Annotated in this window: 11 protein-coding genes; 3 read left to right on the forward strand and 8 right to left on the reverse strand. The window is 32.8% G+C overall.

Annotation, left to right across the window (positions count from 1 at the left end):
• Positions 1-8: 8 nt before the first annotated feature.
• Positions 9-3,071, reverse strand: coding sequence for a SusC/RagA family TonB-linked outer membrane protein (locus ABD859_RS12985; RefSeq protein ID WP_345144934.1), 3,063 nt, complete (start codon positions 3,069-3,071; stop codon positions 9-11).
• A gap of 241 nt (positions 3,072-3,312) precedes the next feature.
• On the reverse strand, positions 3,313-6,114 hold the full coding sequence (locus ABD859_RS12990; RefSeq protein ID WP_345144936.1) for a triple tyrosine motif-containing protein: 2,802 nt from the start codon (positions 6,112-6,114) through the stop codon (positions 3,313-3,315).
• Positions 6,115-6,309: 195 nt separating this feature from the next.
• Between ABD859_RS12990 and uvrA the strand changes: the two genes are divergently transcribed.
• Positions 6,310-9,105 (forward strand): excinuclease ABC subunit UvrA, encoded by a 2,796-nt coding sequence (gene uvrA / locus ABD859_RS12995; RefSeq protein ID WP_345144938.1) that lies wholly within the window; start codon positions 6,310-6,312, stop codon positions 9,103-9,105.
• Between the two features lie 91 nt (positions 9,106-9,196).
• Here uvrA and ABD859_RS13000 read toward each other — a convergent pair whose 3' ends face one another.
• From ABD859_RS13000 to ABD859_RS13020, 5 genes are all read right to left on the reverse strand, one after another.
• The gene (locus ABD859_RS13000) at positions 9,197-9,496 is read right to left on the reverse strand and encodes a hypothetical protein (RefSeq protein WP_345144939.1); all 300 of its coding nucleotides are present in this window, start codon (positions 9,494-9,496) and stop codon (positions 9,197-9,199) included.
• A 354-nt stretch (positions 9,497-9,850) separates the two neighbouring features.
• Positions 9,851-11,323, reverse strand: coding sequence for a lipopolysaccharide biosynthesis protein (locus ABD859_RS13005; RefSeq protein WP_345144941.1), 1,473 nt, complete (start codon positions 11,321-11,323; stop codon positions 9,851-9,853).
• A 48-nt stretch (positions 11,324-11,371) separates the two neighbouring features.
• On the reverse strand, positions 11,372-12,655 hold the full coding sequence (locus tag ABD859_RS13010) for a glycosyltransferase family 4 protein (protein ID WP_345144943.1): 1,284 nt from the start codon (positions 12,653-12,655) through the stop codon (positions 11,372-11,374).
• A gap of 86 nt (positions 12,656-12,741) precedes the next feature.
• A complete protein-coding gene (locus tag ABD859_RS13015) occupies positions 12,742-15,180 on the reverse strand; it encodes a YfhO family protein (protein WP_345144944.1) in 2,439 nt (812 codons plus the stop codon).
• A gap of 50 nt (positions 15,181-15,230) precedes the next feature.
• Positions 15,231-15,518 (reverse strand): DUF4834 family protein, encoded by a 288-nt coding sequence (locus ABD859_RS13020; protein WP_044048302.1) that lies wholly within the window; start codon positions 15,516-15,518, stop codon positions 15,231-15,233.
• A 123-nt stretch (positions 15,519-15,641) separates the two neighbouring features.
• Between ABD859_RS13020 and ABD859_RS13025 the strand changes: the two genes are divergently transcribed.
• Both ABD859_RS13025 and ABD859_RS13030 read left to right on the forward strand, forming a co-directional pair.
• On the forward strand, positions 15,642-16,610 hold the full coding sequence (locus tag ABD859_RS13025; protein WP_345144947.1) for a transporter: 969 nt from the start codon (positions 15,642-15,644) through the stop codon (positions 16,608-16,610).
• 39 nt (positions 16,611-16,649) lie between these two features.
• Positions 16,650-17,768: a GTP cyclohydrolase gene (locus ABD859_RS13030; protein WP_345144949.1), complete on the forward strand. Its 1,119-nt coding sequence runs from the start codon at positions 16,650-16,652 to the stop codon at positions 17,766-17,768.
• 316 nt (positions 17,769-18,084) lie between these two features.
• Here the strand turns inward: ABD859_RS13030 and ABD859_RS13035 are convergent, their stop codons facing one another.
• On the reverse strand, positions 18,085-18,567 hold the full coding sequence (locus ABD859_RS13035) for a hypothetical protein (protein WP_345144951.1): 483 nt from the start codon (positions 18,565-18,567) through the stop codon (positions 18,085-18,087).
• Between the last annotated feature and the right edge of the window lie 107 nt (positions 18,568-18,674).

Below are 18,674 nucleotides of genomic sequence, written 5' to 3' on the forward strand. Positions count from 1 at the left end.
AACTGAAATTAAAAATTAATGTTTAAGCCCATTAAATAGGTTCTTGGAATTGGGTAGAAACCATAATCGATTCCAGCTCCAATAGGAGACTGCGAAGTATTATCTCTATTTGTAGGTCCAAAAGAAGCTCCCGGATCAAAACCTTTGTATTTTGTAAAGGTGTAAAGGTTGTTTACTCCTGCATAAAGTCTTAATTTAGTTACTCCAGCTCTTTTTGATATTTCCGGATTAAGTGTATAGCCTAGCTGTACATTTTGAATTCTTAAATAAGAAGCATCTTCTACAAAATAATTTGAAAATACATTGTTAGATGTTGCTCCTGTTGTAACTCTTGGTGTAGAATTACTTGTTCCCGGTCCAGTCCATCTGTCTAAAACATAATTAATACGATTGGCATCAGAAAGTGTTCTTTCGTAGTTACGTACCATATCATTTCCTATTGATGCAAATGTAAACACTGCAAAATCAAGTGCTTTGTAGTTTAACTGTAAATTGAAACCCATTGTAGCATCTGGAATTGGATCGCCAATATTGGTTTTATCTTTAGTATCAATTACACCATCGCCGTTTAAATCAACATAACGAATATCTCCAGGCGCTGCATTTGCTCCTAAAGCTAACTGAGAAGGATGTGCATCAACTTCTGCCTGAGTCTGGAAAATTCCATCTGTTTTGTATCCGTAAAAATAACCCATTGGTTTACCAATTTCCATTCTTGACGGAGCTGGCTGTCCAACACCAAAAGCACCACCTTCAATAAATCCCGTTCCGTTGTTAACTGCTGTAACTTCATTTTTAAGGAAAGTAACATTATAACCTACGCTGAAAGTAAGATTATCAGATAATCTGTCTTTATAATCAATTGCAAATTCAAAACCTGAATTTTTAACTGTTCCAGCATTTAAAGTTGGAGCACTTGCTCCCGGCGCACCAGTACCAGTAATACCTGAAACCGGAATGTTAGGAATCAATAAATCTTTTCTGGTATCAATAAAATAATCGGCTACAAAAGATATTTTATCATTTAAGAATTTCATATCCAAACCAACATCAAATTTCTGAGCTTCTTCCCACTTAATATCCGGATTAGGAACCTGTCCTTGCGCTGTACCATTTACTAATGATCCGTTAAAAACATAAGTCGCTTCTCCTGTTAATAATCCAAGATATCCGTAATTCGGAATCTGGTCATTTCCTAATGTTCCGTAACTCGCTCTAAATTTCAGGAAATTGATAAATTTAGGCTGTCCAAAAAAGTTTTCATCAGAAACTACCCATCCAGCTGTAAATGAAGGAAAGTAACCTACTTTATTACCGGGACCAAATTTTGTAGAAGCATCACGGCGTATCATTGCAGAAAGAAGATATTTTCCTTTGTAATCATACTGAAGTCTTCCAAAATAAGAAAGCCTTCTTTGATCGTAAACATAAGAACTGTTAGTAAGTGTTTCAGATGTACCTTTTGTTAAAGATATATCAGCATTTTCCCAAGAATTATTTGGCACGTCAAAACCTGTTGCATACAAACCATTACCCCACTGTTTATAGATTGTTGTACCTAAAGTTCCGGTAATGTTATGTGCTTCTGCGATTTTGGTATTGTAAGTTCCAAAAAGGTCAAATGAATAATCGTTATCATTTACAGCACCTTGTCTAACAGAACTTCTTTGTACATCAAATACTTTTCCGCCATAGCTGATTTGTTTGTTAAACGTTTTTGATTCGCTGTTCGAAGTATTAAAACCTATCGATCCTGATAATGTAAATCCTTTAAAGATTTTATAATCTAAACCAAAGTTTCCGTTTAGTTTTTTGTAATTGTAATCATTATAAGTATTAGCAATCTGTGCTAACGGGTTTATGATTTCTGTTCCTAAACCTGTTGTACTTGGCACCAAAGAATATTCTCCGTTTGCATCATACGGCTGTAATGTTGCAGGAACGTTTAAGGCATTAAAAAGAACAGAACCTAATCCGTTTTCATTTAATGTATTTCTTGTAAAATACGTATAAATAACATTGGTCTTCAATTTAATTTTTTCACTTAAATCAGCACCAAGTGCAATTCTTGCCGTATTTCTTAAATAACCTGATTTATCGCCTCCCACAATACCTTCCTGATCTAAGTGAGAACCACTGATAGAATAGGTAATTTTATCAGATCCGCCAGAAATTGTCAAATCATTATTAATAATTGGCGCATTTTCAAAAACTTCATCCTGCCAGTTTGTTCCTTTACCAAGTCCGCTTACATTTGGGTAAGGCAAAGGTCTGCCGCCGTTTGCATAACTTTCATTTAAAAGTAAAGCATATTCTGTAGCATTTAGAGTTGGCAGTTTTCTTGAAGTCTGCTGAAAACCGGCATAACTATTAAATGAAACTCTCGTTTTAGAATTCTTTTTACCCATTTTAGTAGTAACCAAAATGATACCGTTAGCACCAATAGTTCCGTAAATTGCTGCCTGAGCATCTTTTAAAACTGTAATGGTTTCAATATCATTAGGATTTAAAACTCCTAAATCTCCCACATAACCGTCGATAATAACAGTTGGTTTATTTTCACCATTTGTGGCTATACCACGAATACGAATATCAAGCGGCGCACCCGGCGCTCCTGACTGCGTCGTTACGTTTACACCCGAAATTGTTCCTTGTAAAGCCTGTTCGATTCTTGCTGGTTTCAAGACATCTAATGTTTTGCTGTCTAAAACAGCTACAGCTCCGGTAACCTCTCTTTTCTTTTGAGTACCGTAACCAATAACGACAACTTCATCTAATGATTTAGCGTCATCGCTCATTTTAACCGTCATTTTAGTTCCAGAAACAGCAACTTCCTGCGTTCTGTAACCAATATAACTAAAAACAATTGGAGTTCCTTTTGGAACATCAGTTAGTTTAAAAGATCCGTCGAAGTCCGTGGTTGTACTTTTAGACGAATTTTTAACCTTTACATTTACACCTGGCAATGATAATCCAGAAGCATCTAGCACCGTTCCTGATACATCTATGTTCTGCGCAAATGCAAAACATGTAAACAGTAATAGTACTGGCAGTAATAATTTAGATTTCATAATTAGTTAGTTTTTATTGAAAGTTAAATTTATTTGTTCCTCTTATCAAAACGACAAAATTAACCTCAACAAAAAACATACATCATAAAAAAACAGAGGCTAAAATCAGGATATAACAAAAAAGACCGTTATTTAACTATAATTTACGAATGTTAATTTCTTTAACATTTAGCGCCTGATTTCATAAGAAAAGCTTAATGTTGAGGTGATGTATAGTTTTTTAAAGTCGATTTTTGAAATACTATACAGCCAAAATATATTCGACTAAACCGTTTTCGTGCTGCAAATCCATTTTTTTTCGCAAACGATATCTTTTTATCTCCACACTTCGAACCGAAATATTAAACATTGGTGCTATTTCTTTTGAGGAAAGATTTAGTCGGAGATAAGCACACAAACGCAGATCATTGGGCGTTAAAGCCGGATGCATCTGTTTTATTCTTTTCAGAAAATCTTTATCGGCATTATCGAAAGCTTCTTTAAAAACATTCCAGGAATCTTCTTCGGTAATATTTTTATTAATGGTACTAATTACAGATTTAATGTTTGAACTGTCATTTTGAGCCGTTTTCTTTAAATCTTCTTTAATAAAAGCCAATAATTCGTTTTTACTGTTTAAACTCATCGTCGAAACAGCCAGTTCTCTATTTTTATTGTCAACATCCTGCGAAAGCTGTTCGTTACGAAGTTTCATTAACTGCTGTTCGTTTTCGAGCTCTTTGATTTCTAATAAAAGGTTGTTCTCTTCAATTAGTTTTTCTTTTTGCTTTTGATAATAATTTCGATAGGCTTTATTAACAAAATAAGCCATTGTAAGTATTAATAGGAAGTAGATAAAATAAGCCAGATTGGTTAAATACCATGGTTTTAAAACCACAAATGTGTACGACGCCGCATTTTGCAAAATAGTATTGGCATATTTTGCCCTTACTCTAAAAATATATTTTCCCGGAGGCAGATTTTTAAAGTTTACGGTAGCTTTTGTACTCCATTCGCTCCATTCGTTTTGAAAACCTTCTAATAAATACTGATATTCTGAATTGATGTATTTATTGTATTCCGGAACAGTATAGTTGAGCGTAATATTATTTTCATCTGATTTAAAACTGCCTTCATTTAAAATTCCGGCATTTTTAAAAGTTTCATTTTGTTTGTTGGTGGTAATATCTGTAATAAAAACGTTGTAGTTTTTAAAACTCAAATCGTCAATATTTAAAGTATAATATCCGTCTGTTGTTCCTATTAAATAAGTCGATTTAGAAATCTGCGTAATATTTTCATACCCCAGCATCGAATTAGTTAATGACGATGGAATTGGAATTATATTTTCTTTTAATTGATTACTCAGTTTACTGGCAGAGAAATAATGAATATAGTTTTTAGAGAAAAGCCAGATTTTGTTAGAAGTATCGACAATTAGTTTACCCGAAGTATATTCGTCTTTTTCAAAAATCGAACTCAGCAGCGTATCTTTTACAAATTGTTTCGTGTTAGGATTTAATTTAAAAATGCCGCCTTTGTAAGCATAATAAATCGAATTGTTGAATTTGGTTAAACTCGCATATTTTCCTTTATCTGGACTTTTGTAAGCAAAAAATCCCTGCGTTTTTAAAAGTGATTTATCAAGCTTTAATCTAAAAATGCCTTTATATTCATGGCTTACATAAACATCAGAATCTTTTCCTGTTTCAAAATAGCGCGACGAATAATCAAAACCCTGAATTTTATTTCTAAAAACCCATTGGTTATTTACTTTATCTAAAACCGAAATTCCGTAATAATTTCCCTGAAGAAGCAAATTTTTATTTCCCGGAACGGTTTCAAATTTCCACGTTCCAGAGGCAGAAAATATACTTCTGGCCGTTTCATTTGCCACAATAAAAGTTCCCGAATCATGTCCGCAGAAAAGCGTATTATCATATACAAATAAAGACCATACCTGCCCTTTTGTGCCATTTATGAACTTAAAATCAGAATTACTTTGATTTGGTTTACAAAATAATCCCTGATTCGTTCCAATGTAAAGCATCCCGTTATAAATCGCCGATGCATATACGGTTCCCAAAACTCCCGTATCGTCTGTAAAACTATGTACAGGCGACTGCATATTAATACAGTTAATTCCGTTATCAAGTCCCGTCCATAAATTCTGGTCTTTATCTTCAAAAAGCGACAAAGCGGTATTATTACTCAAACCTTTGCTCTGCGTAAGATGATATTTGAGTTTTCCTTTATCAGATAAAATAAAAATTCCGTTTGAAACTGTTCCCAAAGCAAAACTTCCGTCCTGAAGACGCTGACTGCTGTACACAAAACTCGATTTTAATTCCGCATCAACATCTGTAACCACACGTGTTAAAGTATTTCCAGTGAGTTTATAAATACCGTCTAATTGTGTCTGCAACAATAAACCTTCATCGGTCGTAAAAATATTGGCAATCGTAAACTTCTTTAAAATTGGATCGTCGGAAACTAGTTTTGCTTTTCCGCTTTCAATTTCAAAAAGACCTTCTTTAAGGGTTTGAAAATAAATCGCATTTGTAGCGGCAAACGATTTTACAACGCCGTTTTTAGGCGCAATGATTTTAAATTGTCTCGTTTTGGTGTCATAAATATATATTCGGTTTAAAGACTGAAACAAAATCCATTGATCATATTTCAGAATATTCCAAAACTGTTCGTCATCTAAAATTTTATTTTTAATACTGTCACTCAGCGAAGTATATTTCAGTTTTCCGTTTTCTTGTCTAGTCCAGAAACCAAAATTCATATAACTTCCCGTATATACCCTGTTGCCAATTACTTTAACAGAACGAACAATAGTTTCATTTGGCCCGGGATACAACTGCCAGCTGGTTCCGTTATATTCCAGTAATCCGTCGTTATTGGCGAAATACAAATAATTATTACGATCCTGAGAAATCATCCAGCTTTGATTTCCGGCTCCATACACAGATGGCGAATATTTAATAATTGGCGGGAATTCTTGCGCAAACAACAAGAAATTAATTAAAAAGAATAAGGTAGATAGTTTAGTTTTCAAAATTTGGTCAGGATATTAAAATAGTACTAAAACAGTTCTAAAGTAGGATATTTTATGCTGAAACAAGCATTTTTATTCAAAAAAATATCTGACAAAAATTAAAACCTAACATGGTAATTCTGTTAAGATTTGGAACAATATCCTTAACAAAACTCTGCTTAAAATTGATTACTTTTGTAAAAATTGACTTTTTTTATGCAAATTGATCTTTCTACACTCGACCCAAAGCAAAATATTATAATAAAAGGTGCACAAGTACATAATTTAAAAAATGTAGATGTTGCCATTCCGCGAAACAAACTGGTTGTTATTACCGGGCTTTCCGGATCAGGAAAATCGAGTCTGGCTTTTGATACTTTATATGCCGAAGGACAACGTCGTTATGTTGAAAGTTTATCATCATACGCGCGTCAGTTTCTGGGCCGTTTAGACAAACCAAAAGTCGAATACATAAAAGGAATTGCACCGGCAATTGCCATTGAGCAGAAAGTTAATACAACAAACGCGCGCTCGACGGTTGGAACTTCTACAGAAATCTACGACTATATAAAACTTTTGTTTGCCAGAATTGGGCGAACGTATTCGCCAGTTTCTGGTCAGGAAGTCAAAAAAAATACCGTAACAGATGTTGTTTCTGATGTTAAAACACTTGAAATTGACAGCAGATGGCTTCTTCTTGCGCCTATTCATTTAGAAGAAGGCCGACAAATTGAAGATAAACTTAAAATACTTTTACAACAGGGTTTTGCCCGTATTTTAGTCGATAATGAAATGGTGCGTTTAGATGAATTTTCGGCAGAAAATATTCATCAATTAGATAATAAAGATATTCTTCTTATCATTGACCGTATTGTGGTTAAGGAAGAAGAAGAATTCTACAATCGCCTTTCAGATGCTGTACAAACTGCTTTTTTTGAAGGAAAGGGAATCTGCTACCTTCAGGAAGTAGGAACAGATAAACGATTCTCGTATTCTAATAATTTTGAATTAGACGGCATTACATTTCTGGAACCAAACGTTCATTTGTTCAGTTTTAACAATCCTTACGGAGCTTGTCCGGTTTGCGAAGGTTACGGAAATATTATTGGCATTGATGCAGATCTTGTTGTGCCAAATACGTCATTATCTGTTTTTGAAAGTGCTATTTATCCGTGGCGCGGCGACAGCATGAGCTGGTACAAAGACGAGCTGGTAAAACATGCTTATAAATTCGATTTCCCAATCCATAAACCTTATTTTGAGCTTTCAGAAGATCAAAAAGATTTAATCTGGACTGGAAATAAGTATTTTCAGGGTTTAAATGATTTCTTTAGAGAACTTGAAGAAAAAAATTATAAAATACAAAACCGTGTCATGCTTTCGCGTTACCGCGGAAAAACAAAATGTCATGCCTGCCGTGGAAAACGTTTACGTGAAGAAGCTTCGTATGTAAAAATTGGCGGAAAAACCGTTTCTGATTTAGTCGATCTTCCTATTAAACATTTGGTTACTTTTTTCAAAAATCTTGAATTAAATCCATACGAACAGCAGATTGCAAAACGTTTAATGTTGGAAATCAATAATCGTTTATCATTTTTAACTGAAGTTGGTTTAGATTATTTAACTTTAAATAGAAATTCTTCTACACTTTCTGGAGGAGAATCACAGCGTATTAATCTTGCCACTTCTTTAGGAAGCAGCTTGGTTGGTTCTATGTACATTCTCGATGAGCCAAGTATTGGTCTTCACCCAAAAGATTCTGAACGTTTAATAAAAGTACTGCTTTCTCTTCGTGATTTAGGAAACACCGTAATTGTGGTAGAACATGATGAAGATATCATGAAAGCTGCCGATATGATTATTGATATTGGTCCTGAAGCAGGAACTTTTGGCGGAAAACTTGTTGCACAAGGCACTTATCCTGAAATTTTAAAATCAGATTCGCTTACATCTAAATATTTAAATGGAGATTTAGAAATTTCTGTTCCAAAGAAAAGACGAAAATTCAAAAATCATATTGATATTATCGGTGCGCGCGAAAATAACCTGAAAAATATCAACGTTACTTTTCCTCTTGATGTTTTAACGGTTGTAACCGGAGTTTCGGGAAGCGGAAAAAGTACTTTGATTAAAAAGATTTTATTTCCGGCAATGCAGAAAAAGCTGGAAAATGCAGCCGAAAAAGCGGGACAGTTCAGCGAATTATCTGGTTCTTTCTCTCAGATTAAACATATTGAATATGTAGATCAAAATCCAATTGGAAGAAGTTCAAGATCAAATCCGGTTACTTATATTAAAGCTTATGATGATATTCGTGATTTGTATGCCAAAGAAAAACTATCAAAAATAAGAGGTTATCAGGCCAAACATTTTTCTTTTAATGTCGATGGAGGCCGATGCGAAACTTGTAAAGGAGAAGGCTCTATTAACGTTGAAATGGTCTTTATGGCCGATGTTTCTCTGCCTTGCGAAACTTGCGGCGGAAAACGTTTTAAAAAGGAAATCTTGGAAGTTACATTCGATAATCAAAACATTAACGATGTTCTTACTATGACTATTGATGATGCGATTGCTTTTTTTGAAAAAAATAAGCAGACAAAAATTACGCAAAAATTACAGCCTTTACAAGATGTTGGTTTAGGATATGTACAGTTAGGACAGTCTTCTTCTACTCTTTCTGGAGGTGAAGCACAACGTATTAAACTGGCTTCGTTTCTTGTAAAAGGTGCTACAAAAGATAAAGCGCTCTTTGTTTTTGATGAACCAACAACAGGACTGCATTTTCATGACATCAAGAAATTATTAGCCTCCTTTGACGCTTTAATAGAAAAAGGACATTCGATAATTGTAATCGAACATAATCTTGATTTAATAAAATGTGCAGACTGGATTCTGGATTTAGGCCCTGAAGGCGGTGAAAACGGTGGTTATTTATTAGCGTCAGGAACGCCAGAGGATATTGTAAAAGTAAAAGAATCCGTTACGGGAATTTATTTAAAAGACAAATTGTAAGATTTATATAAAACAGCTATAAAAAAATCAGCCATAAATTACAAGTAGTAGAAATGTAATTTATGGCTGAATTGTTTTAAAAATTTAGTGTTTAGGCTACTAAACATCTTTCTTCAAAAGGAAAACCATCTTCGTCAATGGCTACCAATACCTTTTTTTGTTTGGAGGCCTCGAATGTAAGATACAGCCAAGCGAATGACCATAATCCGAGGGTTAAACAAAAAATCATGAAATTCAAACTGTGGTTAACTACTTTTCCTCCTTTGGAAAGAACAGCAAAAAGTAACTCATCATTTCTCTCTTCTAGCGTAAATCCATTATGAACTTTATTCGATATCATATTAGAAAACACCTGTACACTTTGTTCCTGACTTAGCTTATTGCTTTTCATAATCATTTGTTTTGGTTTGTCTGCATGTGATACTTAAAATTAAACAATCTCGAATGGGTACTTCAATTTAATAAAACACTTACATCTAGCTTTTTATTGTATTTTATAAAACATTTTCTACAATAAAATTGTAAGAGTTAGTAAAAATTCAACATAAAATTAATTTTAATAAATTGAATTTCAAAGAAATAACCACAAAAAATTAAGATTATCTTCACATTTTCAGCATCTTACAAAAATAACCCACTTTTATTCTTAATATTAAAAAAAGAGTGTTTATAATCGCTTTTTAAATAATCAGGAAGTATAATATTGCATTTTTTCCTCTAAGTGCTGTAATGCAAAGAGAAGAGACTAACCAAGCTTAATTCCTATTTTTCGCAAAATGGTATCTATAACTTTATTAATATCCGGAGAAATATTAAATCTGTAGTTTAAATAAACATATAAAATGGTTACCAAAATAGATTTTAAAGCAATGCTGATAAGCTGAAAAAATGGAAACTCCCAAAAGTAAAACACTAAAAACAATGCAAATGTTAACAGCATGGAAGAAATTGTTTCTTTTGTAAAAGGATACAAATCCAGCTTTTTGACCACAAAAAGAAGTTTCGCTAAACTGTATAAGGTAATAGATAATAAAGTTGCAAAAGCAGATCCAAAGATTCCAAAAATCGGAATAAAAATCATATTCAAAATTACCGTTAAAACAACCAGCATTAATCCTAAATACAATACCATTCTATAATATTTCGTATTAAAGATAATAGCGTTGTTGTTTCCTAAGATTAAATCGAAGTATTTTGACAAACCAATCATAAACACAACCGAGATTCCGCCGCTATATTCCTTTGGAACTAATTCATATAATTGATTAATGTTTACAAAAATGCACAGCATTACAAATCCACCAACCATTTGAAGGTTTATTGATGTCTTTTTATAAAGCTGGTTAAGCTCGTCGTGTTTATTTTCATGCATTAATTTAGCCGTAATAGGATACACAATTTGATGCATCGCACGGCTAGGAACAGAAATTACTAAAGCAATATATGTCGCAACAGAATAATACGCAATATTCTCGATCTTCATATATTGGTTAAGCATCAGCTTATCGCCGTCTAAAAGCAAATTGGCAACACTTCCTGAAAGGATAATATAAAAAGTATATTCCATAACACTTTTTACATTTTCAGGAATTGTAATCTGAAAATTTGGTCTTTTTATATAAAAGGCATAAAACATGGTTACTAAAAAAGCCAAAAAGTAAATAGCAGCGGTTACATAAACAAACTGAACCAAAGAAATCCAGTTAAAATACAAACCAATCAAAGCAACGGTCGAAAGCAGCCTTAATCCAACTTCTTTAATAAAATTTCCAAATACAGAATACATGTGCACTCTCGCCCAGGCATAAAAAATCTCAAAATATGCCATACAAATTCCTATAAACGGAATTAAAAGCATAAACTCTCTTACAACAGGGTTTTCTTTAGAAACGAAGTCTGTAATATCATCATAAAAGAAAATACCAATTATTCCTAACGGAATACACATTAAAATGGGAAACAAAGCCGTAAAAGACAAAAACTGTTCTCTTTCTTCTTCTGTTTTATATTGAGAATAGAATTTAACTAACGTATTCTGCATTCCAATAGCAAACAAAGGCATGATTACATTTGCTGCAGAAGTAATATAATTTGTTAATGCATAATAAGTTGCACCTAAAAAAACAGGATATAAATAAAGTGTATTAATGGCTCCAATTCCAAAGCCTATATATGTTATTATGGTGTTTTTAAAAGACTGGTTTAAGACAATACCCATTTCCTTATTTTAGATTGTAGAGTTCAGAGATTTTGATTATTTATACTTTCAGCTAATTAACTGCGCTAATTGCTTAGTAAGATTTTTTCGCGAATATTGTTGTAAACCAACACCGTTAGCTTGTAATTTTCCTTCCAAAAATTGATTATAAAAGTCCAAAATTACACTTTTTAATTTCGCTTTTTCTGAATAATCAAAAAATACTCCTGTATTAGTTTCCTTTATGATGTCGGCAAAATCAGAACCATCTGGTCCAATAGCAATAATAGGACGGTTTGATACCATATATTCAAACAACTTACCCGGAATAATACTTTTAGTATCTTCTGAATTAATTTCTATTAAAAGTAAAACCTGAGATTTTCTTTGATGTGCAATTGCTTCGTTGTGCGAAACATAACCTAAAAGATTTAAATAATCATCCAGCTTAAATTCCTTAATAGAATCTAAAACTTCCTGACTTACAGCGCCAATAAGTTTAATTTCCAGATGATTTTTAAAATCCGGAATTTCATTGAGAAGTTCAATTAGACATTCCCATAAAAACTTTGGATTTCTGTCTGATAAAAAAGAGCCAATATGTGCCAAAGTAAACTTTGTATCTAAAGTTTGTTTTTCAACTTTTTCGACATCATATCCGTTTGTAATTACCGAAATAGGTTTATTGGTAATAGCCTGAAATTCTGCTTTTGTAGTTTTACTTGTTACAATAATAGTATCGGCAGAATTTAATACTTTATGCTCTAATTTCTTATGTTTTTTATCGGCGTAGCTGGATAAACGCAACGCTTTATGATAACCAATTGTGGTCCACGGATCGCGAAAATCTGCAAACCATTTTACATTTAGTTTTTCTTTTAATTCTAAACCAATCAAATGTAAACTATGCGGCGGTCCAGAAGTTACAATCGTATCAATATTATTTTCTTTGATGTATTTTTCAAGATAAGATACTGAAGGTTTTACCCAAAAAACACGGGCATCCGGAATAAACAAATTACCACGAACCCAAAGAAAAGTTTTGTCTAAAAAAGTCTGCTTTTTTTTGTGCGGAAAAATTCCCGAACTGATTTTCTTAGTTTTATTTTTTGAAAATACAGAAGCCAATTGGTAAGGCTCCCAAATTTTATTTTTAAGAACAATAACTTTATCCGAAACTTCGCTTACTAAACCTTCATCAACAATAGGATAAGTTGGATTTTCAGGAACATAAACAATAGGCTGAACGCCAAAATCCGGCAGATATTTTACAAATTTCAGCCAGCGCTGCACACCCGGTCCTCCAGCTGGTGGAAAGTAATACGTAATAATTAAGAGCTTTTTTTGTTCCAATGAAAATTGTTATTATTTAAAAATGCAAATTTAAAAGTTATTATCAGCTTTATAGAATCTGCAGCAGATTTGTAAACTGAGACTGATTACTGAGACTGTTCACTAGACTTTCTTCTCTCAAAATAAACACCGCCAATTAAAAGTACAAACATTCCAATTGAACTAATCAAATTAATTGTTCCTCCGGTTTTAATAACTTTTGGTTCAAATTTAAATTCAATTGTATGTTTTCCGCCCGGAATTTCCATTGCTCTTAAAACATAATCAACAGGGAAATGATCTGTTAATTGTCCGTCAACGTAAGCATTCCATCCATTTTTATAATAGATTTCAGAGAAAACAGCTAAACCATCTTTTCCGTTATCAGATTGATATTTAATATAATTTGGTTTATACTGAACTAATTTTATTGTTCCTGTTGTGTCCCATTGTTTTTTCATGCGTGCATTTCTGAATTTACCTTCATGCTCATGAACGTTAAAAACAGCAACATTTTTAGTATCAATATGGTCTAAAGCTTTCATCACTTCATCTGCTTTATTAACCAGTTTTACAGAACTCACAAACCATGCATTTCCATTGGCATCCGGATTGATAGTTGGAATTTCTTTTCCTTCTTTATCAGTCTGAATTACATACTTAACGTTTAACATATTAAGTATTTCCAAATTATTTTTAGCAATTTGATAATCAAACAGCTGCTGCATTCTTCTTGGTTTTGCTGCATGGTAACCTCCAATTGAATGGTGGAAATAAGATGCTCTTGCGCTTGACATATTGCCGTTTACTTCAAAAACTCTGTAATGCGTTGTATCTTCTAAGATTTTTGCATCAGCAGGAGTTTCCTGAAATGGTGCAGCAATCTGAACCGGACTTACGAAATCTTTTGCAGAAACGTATTTTTTGTCAACAAAAAACAAATCAAAAATCATGAAAACCGCAACAAGTATTAATGTTGTAGTCTGAGACAGTTTGTTTTTAATAAACAGCCATAAAATTCCAAAAGTAACAACAATAAAAAATCCTGAACGAAGTAAATCTGCAAAATACAATGACTTTCTGTCTTCTTTTAATACATCTACAAATGCTTGTCCATAACTTTGAAGGAAATAATTATCGCTGCTTCCAGAAAAATGGAAGAAACTTTTAGCAATAATCAAAATAACAATAATTCCAAAACCAAAAACACCTGTTTGTATAAGTGCTTTCTGTTGTAATTTAGGTTCTTCTTTTGCTTTAAAAAACGACTGAATTCCCATTACTGCTAATACTGGGAAACATAATTCTAAAATGACCTGAATAGACGATACTGCTCTAAACTTATCGTACATTGGCACGTAATCAATAAAGAAATCGGTCAATAAAGAGAAGTTTTTTCCCCAAGAAAGCACTAATGAAAATAATGCTCCCGCAAGAAATACATATTTTATTTTTCTATCATCAATAAACAATGCCAGAACTGCCAAAAAGAACACAACAATTCCAATATAAGCAGGTGCAGCAACAATAGGCTGATCTCCCCAGTATGTAGGCATTCCTGACACAAAATCTGCTGCCTGACTTGCCGGTACTCCCTGCTCTAACATAAACGAGTACATACTACTGTCTGTACCAATATTTTCATGATTTGAACCTCCAAAAAGTCTTGGAGCAATCAAATTAAAACTTTCTGCAATTCCGTAACTGTATTCTGTAATATATTCACGGCTTAAAGCATTTTCGTTTGTCTTTTTTGTTCCATCAGGATTAAAAGTCAATTCGCTGTTGCTTCGTGTACTAAATTTAGCATATTCACTAGTCGCCATTAAATTGGCCGCATTTGCACCAATAGCAAAAATTCCGGCTACTGCCAAAGTTCCAATTGCTGTTAAAAGCGGTTTATACTCTTTATCTTTTATAAAATTAAAGGCAAAATAACCTGAAAGAATCAATAGGAAAATCAACAAATAATAAGTCATTTGGAAGTGGTTGGCATTAACTTCTAACGCAACTGCAAACATCGTGAGCAGTCCTCCCCAAATGTATTTTTTCTGAAAAACGAGTATAAAACCGGCGATAACTAATGGCATATACGCAATGGCATGCGCTTTTGCATTATGTCCAACGCCAAGTATAATAATTAAATAGGTAGAAAATCCAAATGCAATTGCACCAATAAAAGCTTTTAACGGATCTGTTTTTAAAACCAATAACAAACCATAAAAACCTAAGAAATATAGAAATAAATAATCAGCCGGACGTGGTAAAAAACGCAGCATATCATCTATTTTACCCACAAAATCGTTTGGATAATTAGCTCCTAACTGATAAGTAGGCATTCCGCCAAAAGCCGAATTTGTCCAATATGGCTCTGCATGTTCTGCGGCTCTAAAGTCATTTTGCTCTTTGGCCATTCCGGTGTATTGAGCAATATCTGACTGGAAAATTTGTTTTCCCTGCAGAACCGGATAAAAATAAATTAATGAAACGAGAATAAAGCCCAGTACTACAAGGGCGTGCGGATAGAATTTATTTACTATTTTCAATTTTGGCTGGTTTGGTTAAATGATGAATCCCTATTTGTCAGGATACAAACTTAATCTATTTCTTCGTAATCAACATAATCACCCACTTTTTTGGTTTCGCGGGGCTTTTTTGCATTAGCTGTATTGATGATTATTTCGTCATTATTGTTATTACGGGTTTGCTGCCAAGAATTGTCCTGACTGTATTGCTGTTGTCTCTGAAAGTTTTCTCCTGCCTTTTCAACCGCTTTTTTTACCAATACAGGCAAAAAGATTCGGGCTAAAAATTTAAAAATATAATAAAACGCAATAATCCACATTATCGTTTTAAACAAATTTGTAAAAGATGCTTCTTGCATGATCATATAATTTTTTTCCAAAATTAGTAAATCCGTTCTTTAAAATTAAAATATCAATCTTAAATAAATAATAAAATATAGTACATTTGAATTGCGTTATTATTTTCTAATCCCCAAATAATTATGTTGAAAATTAAAAAATTACTTTTTACCGCACTTATTTTTACACCGCAGATTTTCTTTGCTCAATACACTGATGTCATCAATTCTAACCGCCCGGGTGAAAGCATGTCTGCTTACGGAGTTGGAAAATCAGTTATTCAAGGCGAAATTGGCGTTTATGGCATTAAAGAAAAACACGATTTACTAGATTACGACGCATCTGGTTTTGGCACAGATTTAAGTGTTAGATACGGTGCCTTTCTTGAACAGCTTGAATTTGTTCTTGATGTTCAGTATCAAATGGAAAACTTTGATACACCTTACACGAGCTACAAAAAAAACAATTTTAGACAAACTACTTTAGGAGCAAAATATCTTATTTATGATCCTTACAAAAACTACAAAAGAGAAGTAAACATTTACAGCTACAAAGCCAATCGTAATTTTCAATGGCGAGAGTTGATTCCGGCTGTTTCTGTTTACGCCGGAGCTAATTTTATTGGAGCCGATAATCCATATTATTTTTCTCCAGACGGCGGCATTTCTCCTAAAGTCTCACTTATTACACAAAATATTTTAGGCGGCGGTTCATGGGTTTTTGTAACCAATATTTTTGCCGATTATATTTCTACAGATTATCCAACTTATGGATATATCTTAACTTTGACCCACGGTTTTAACGACAGATGGTCTGGTTTTGTTGAAAATCAAGGATTTAAAAGTGATTTTTACAGCGATGCAATCGTTCGTGGCGGTGCCGCTTTTCTTTTATCTCCAAATATGCAGGTTGATGCTTCTATAAGTACCAATTTTAAAAATACACCTTCTGTGTTATACGGCGGTGTAGGTTTCTCTTGGCGTTATGACGGATGGTACAAAGAAAAAGTCATTGAACTGAAAAATAAAGAAAGAGCAAAAAAGAACCCAGATAATAAAAAACCTATTGATTATCAGGAAAAAGAAAGAAAACGTAAAGCAAAATACGAATAACAAATAATCGATACCCAACTAAGAGTAAATACTGACTTAATGATTACAATAAAAGAAGCCAAAACCAAAAAGGAATTAACAGAATATATCAAATTTCCGTTTTCACTATATAAGGACAACCCATATTGGGTACCGCCTATTATTGCTGATGAACTAGAATCGTTTGATAAAACTAAAAATCCTGCTTTCGACAATGCCGAAGCTTATTTCTATCTGGCTTACAGAGACAATCAAATTGTGGGAAGAATAACTGCAATTATAAATTGGGCAGAAGTAAACAATCAGCATAAAAGAAAAGTTCGTTTTGGATGGTTTGATGTTATTGATGACATTGAAGTAACAAAAGCACTTCTGGATAAGGTATTTGAATTAGGAAGAAAACACAATCTGGAGCACGCTGAAGGCCCAATGGGATTTTCAAATCTGGATAAAGTGGGTGTTTTGACTGAAGGTTACGATCAGGTGGGAACTATGATTACATGGTACAATCATCCTTATTATGTAACTCATTTAGAGCAGTTAGGATTTCAGGTAGAAAAACAATATATCGAGAGTATATTTCCTTTTTCTAATGTTAAACCAGAGTTTTTCCAGAAAGCTCAGGAATTAATCAAAAAACGCTACGGATTAAAAGCACTTAATTTTACAAAAACAAAAGACATTATGCCTCATGTAGACAAAATGTTTGATTTGTTTAATGAATCGTATGAAAAACTAGCTTCATTTGTAGCTATTTCTGATGTTCAAAAAGAATATTTTAAAAAGAAATACATTAGTTTTATCAATCCGGAATACATAAAGTTCGTTGTTGATAAAGATGATAATTTAGTAGCTTTTAGTATTGTAATGCCAAGTTTTACAGAAGCATTGCAGAAAATTAAAGGAAAACTATTTCCATTTGGTTTTCTACAATTATTAAAAGCAAAAAAACACAGTAAAGATGTTGTTTTCTATTTGATTGGTGTTCATCCTGAATATCAAAATAAAGGAGTTACCGCCATTATCTTTGACGAATATTTCAAAACTTTTTCGGCAAAAGGAATCAAAAACTGTATTAGAACTCCAGAATTACTAGAGAACAATGCTATTCATTTACTTTGGAAAAACTTTGACCCAACGATTCATTGTCAAAGAAAAACATATTTGAAAAATCTTTAATTTAAGTTTTTCAGTCACAGCAATAAGTAATCCAGCCAATATAAAATGAATTTAAGAAAATCTTCAAAAGCAGTTTGTGATGAATGCCTAAGCGAGTTTTTCCAACATTCATCTATAATGAAGAATTTATGTCCAGAATGTGCACACCATATATATGGATACAAAAACTGTATTCATGAATTTAAAAATGGTCATTGTACTAAATGTTATTGGAACGGAAATTCAAGTGAATATATAGATTCTCTTAAAAAATAAACTTAAAAAAAAATCCATTCGCCCCCAAAACGAATGGATTTTTCAATTATAAACACTTTATTTATTCCACTTTGCAATCTACTTTAGTAAGCGTATTTTTTGGATCAAATTTTAATTTTGTTTTGTCTTTAAAAGTTACTTTATCATTTCCTGAAGCTATATCTCCGTAACCTTCAATAAAAGTATTCTCTCTTTTCAAAAAGGCTACTTCTCTTACTGATGAAACTCCTTCTGAATTAAAAGTATAATCAGCAATTAAGGTATCACCTTTCATATTTCCAATCAGTGTTCCTTCGTTTTTATCTTTTCCAACTAGATTATAGCTTAATTTTCCATTTACTTCCTGATGAGAATTTACATTAAAACTCATCTCGATAATGCTTCCATTTGATCTCCAAGCGTAACATTGATCTCCTGCTGGTTCTACAATTTCAGCTTCTTTTGGCGGACTTGGAGTAATTTGTACCGGCTCTGTTTCAGTTGCTTTTTTACAGGAAATAAGAACTGTTAAAACCAAGGTTGTTATTGTTAATACTTTTTTCATAATGCTGTTTTATTTTGTTGATTATGAAATAAAGTTACTTTAAATAAAAAAAATCCATTCGTATAACAAATGGATTTTTTTACATAATTTCCACTAAAGGAAATCTA

The sequence above is a fragment of the Flavobacterium ginsengiterrae genome (assembly GCF_039539785.1).
GTDB lineage: Bacteria > Bacteroidota > Bacteroidia > Flavobacteriales > Flavobacteriaceae > Flavobacterium > Flavobacterium ginsengiterrae.

What these genes read in the sequence shown, in the direction of transcription:
- ABD859_RS12985 (WP_345144934.1), bottom strand. Translation starts at nt 3,071, where the DNA reads ATGAAATCTAAATTATTACTGCCAGTACTATTACTGTTTACATGTTTT.
- ABD859_RS13020 (WP_044048302.1), bottom strand. Translation starts at nt 15,518, where the DNA reads ATGCAAGAAGCATCTTTTACAAATTTGTTTAAAACGATAATGTGGATT.
- ABD859_RS13000 (WP_345144939.1), bottom strand. Translation starts at nt 9,496, where the DNA reads ATGAAAAGCAATAAGCTAAGTCAGGAACAAAGTGTACAGGTGTTTTCT.
- ABD859_RS13030 (WP_345144949.1), top strand. Translation starts at nt 16,650, where the DNA reads ATGATTACAATAAAAGAAGCCAAAACCAAAAAGGAATTAACAGAATAT.
- ABD859_RS13005 (WP_345144941.1), bottom strand. Translation starts at nt 11,323, where the DNA reads ATGGGTATTGTCTTAAACCAGTCTTTTAAAAACACCATAATAACATAT.
- uvrA (WP_345144938.1), top strand. Translation starts at nt 6,310, where the DNA reads ATGCAAATTGATCTTTCTACACTCGACCCAAAGCAAAATATTATAATA.
- ABD859_RS13025 (WP_345144947.1), top strand. Translation starts at nt 15,642, where the DNA reads ATGTTGAAAATTAAAAAATTACTTTTTACCGCACTTATTTTTACACCG.
- ABD859_RS13035 (WP_345144951.1), bottom strand. Translation starts at nt 18,567, where the DNA reads ATGAAAAAAGTATTAACAATAACAACCTTGGTTTTAACAGTTCTTATT.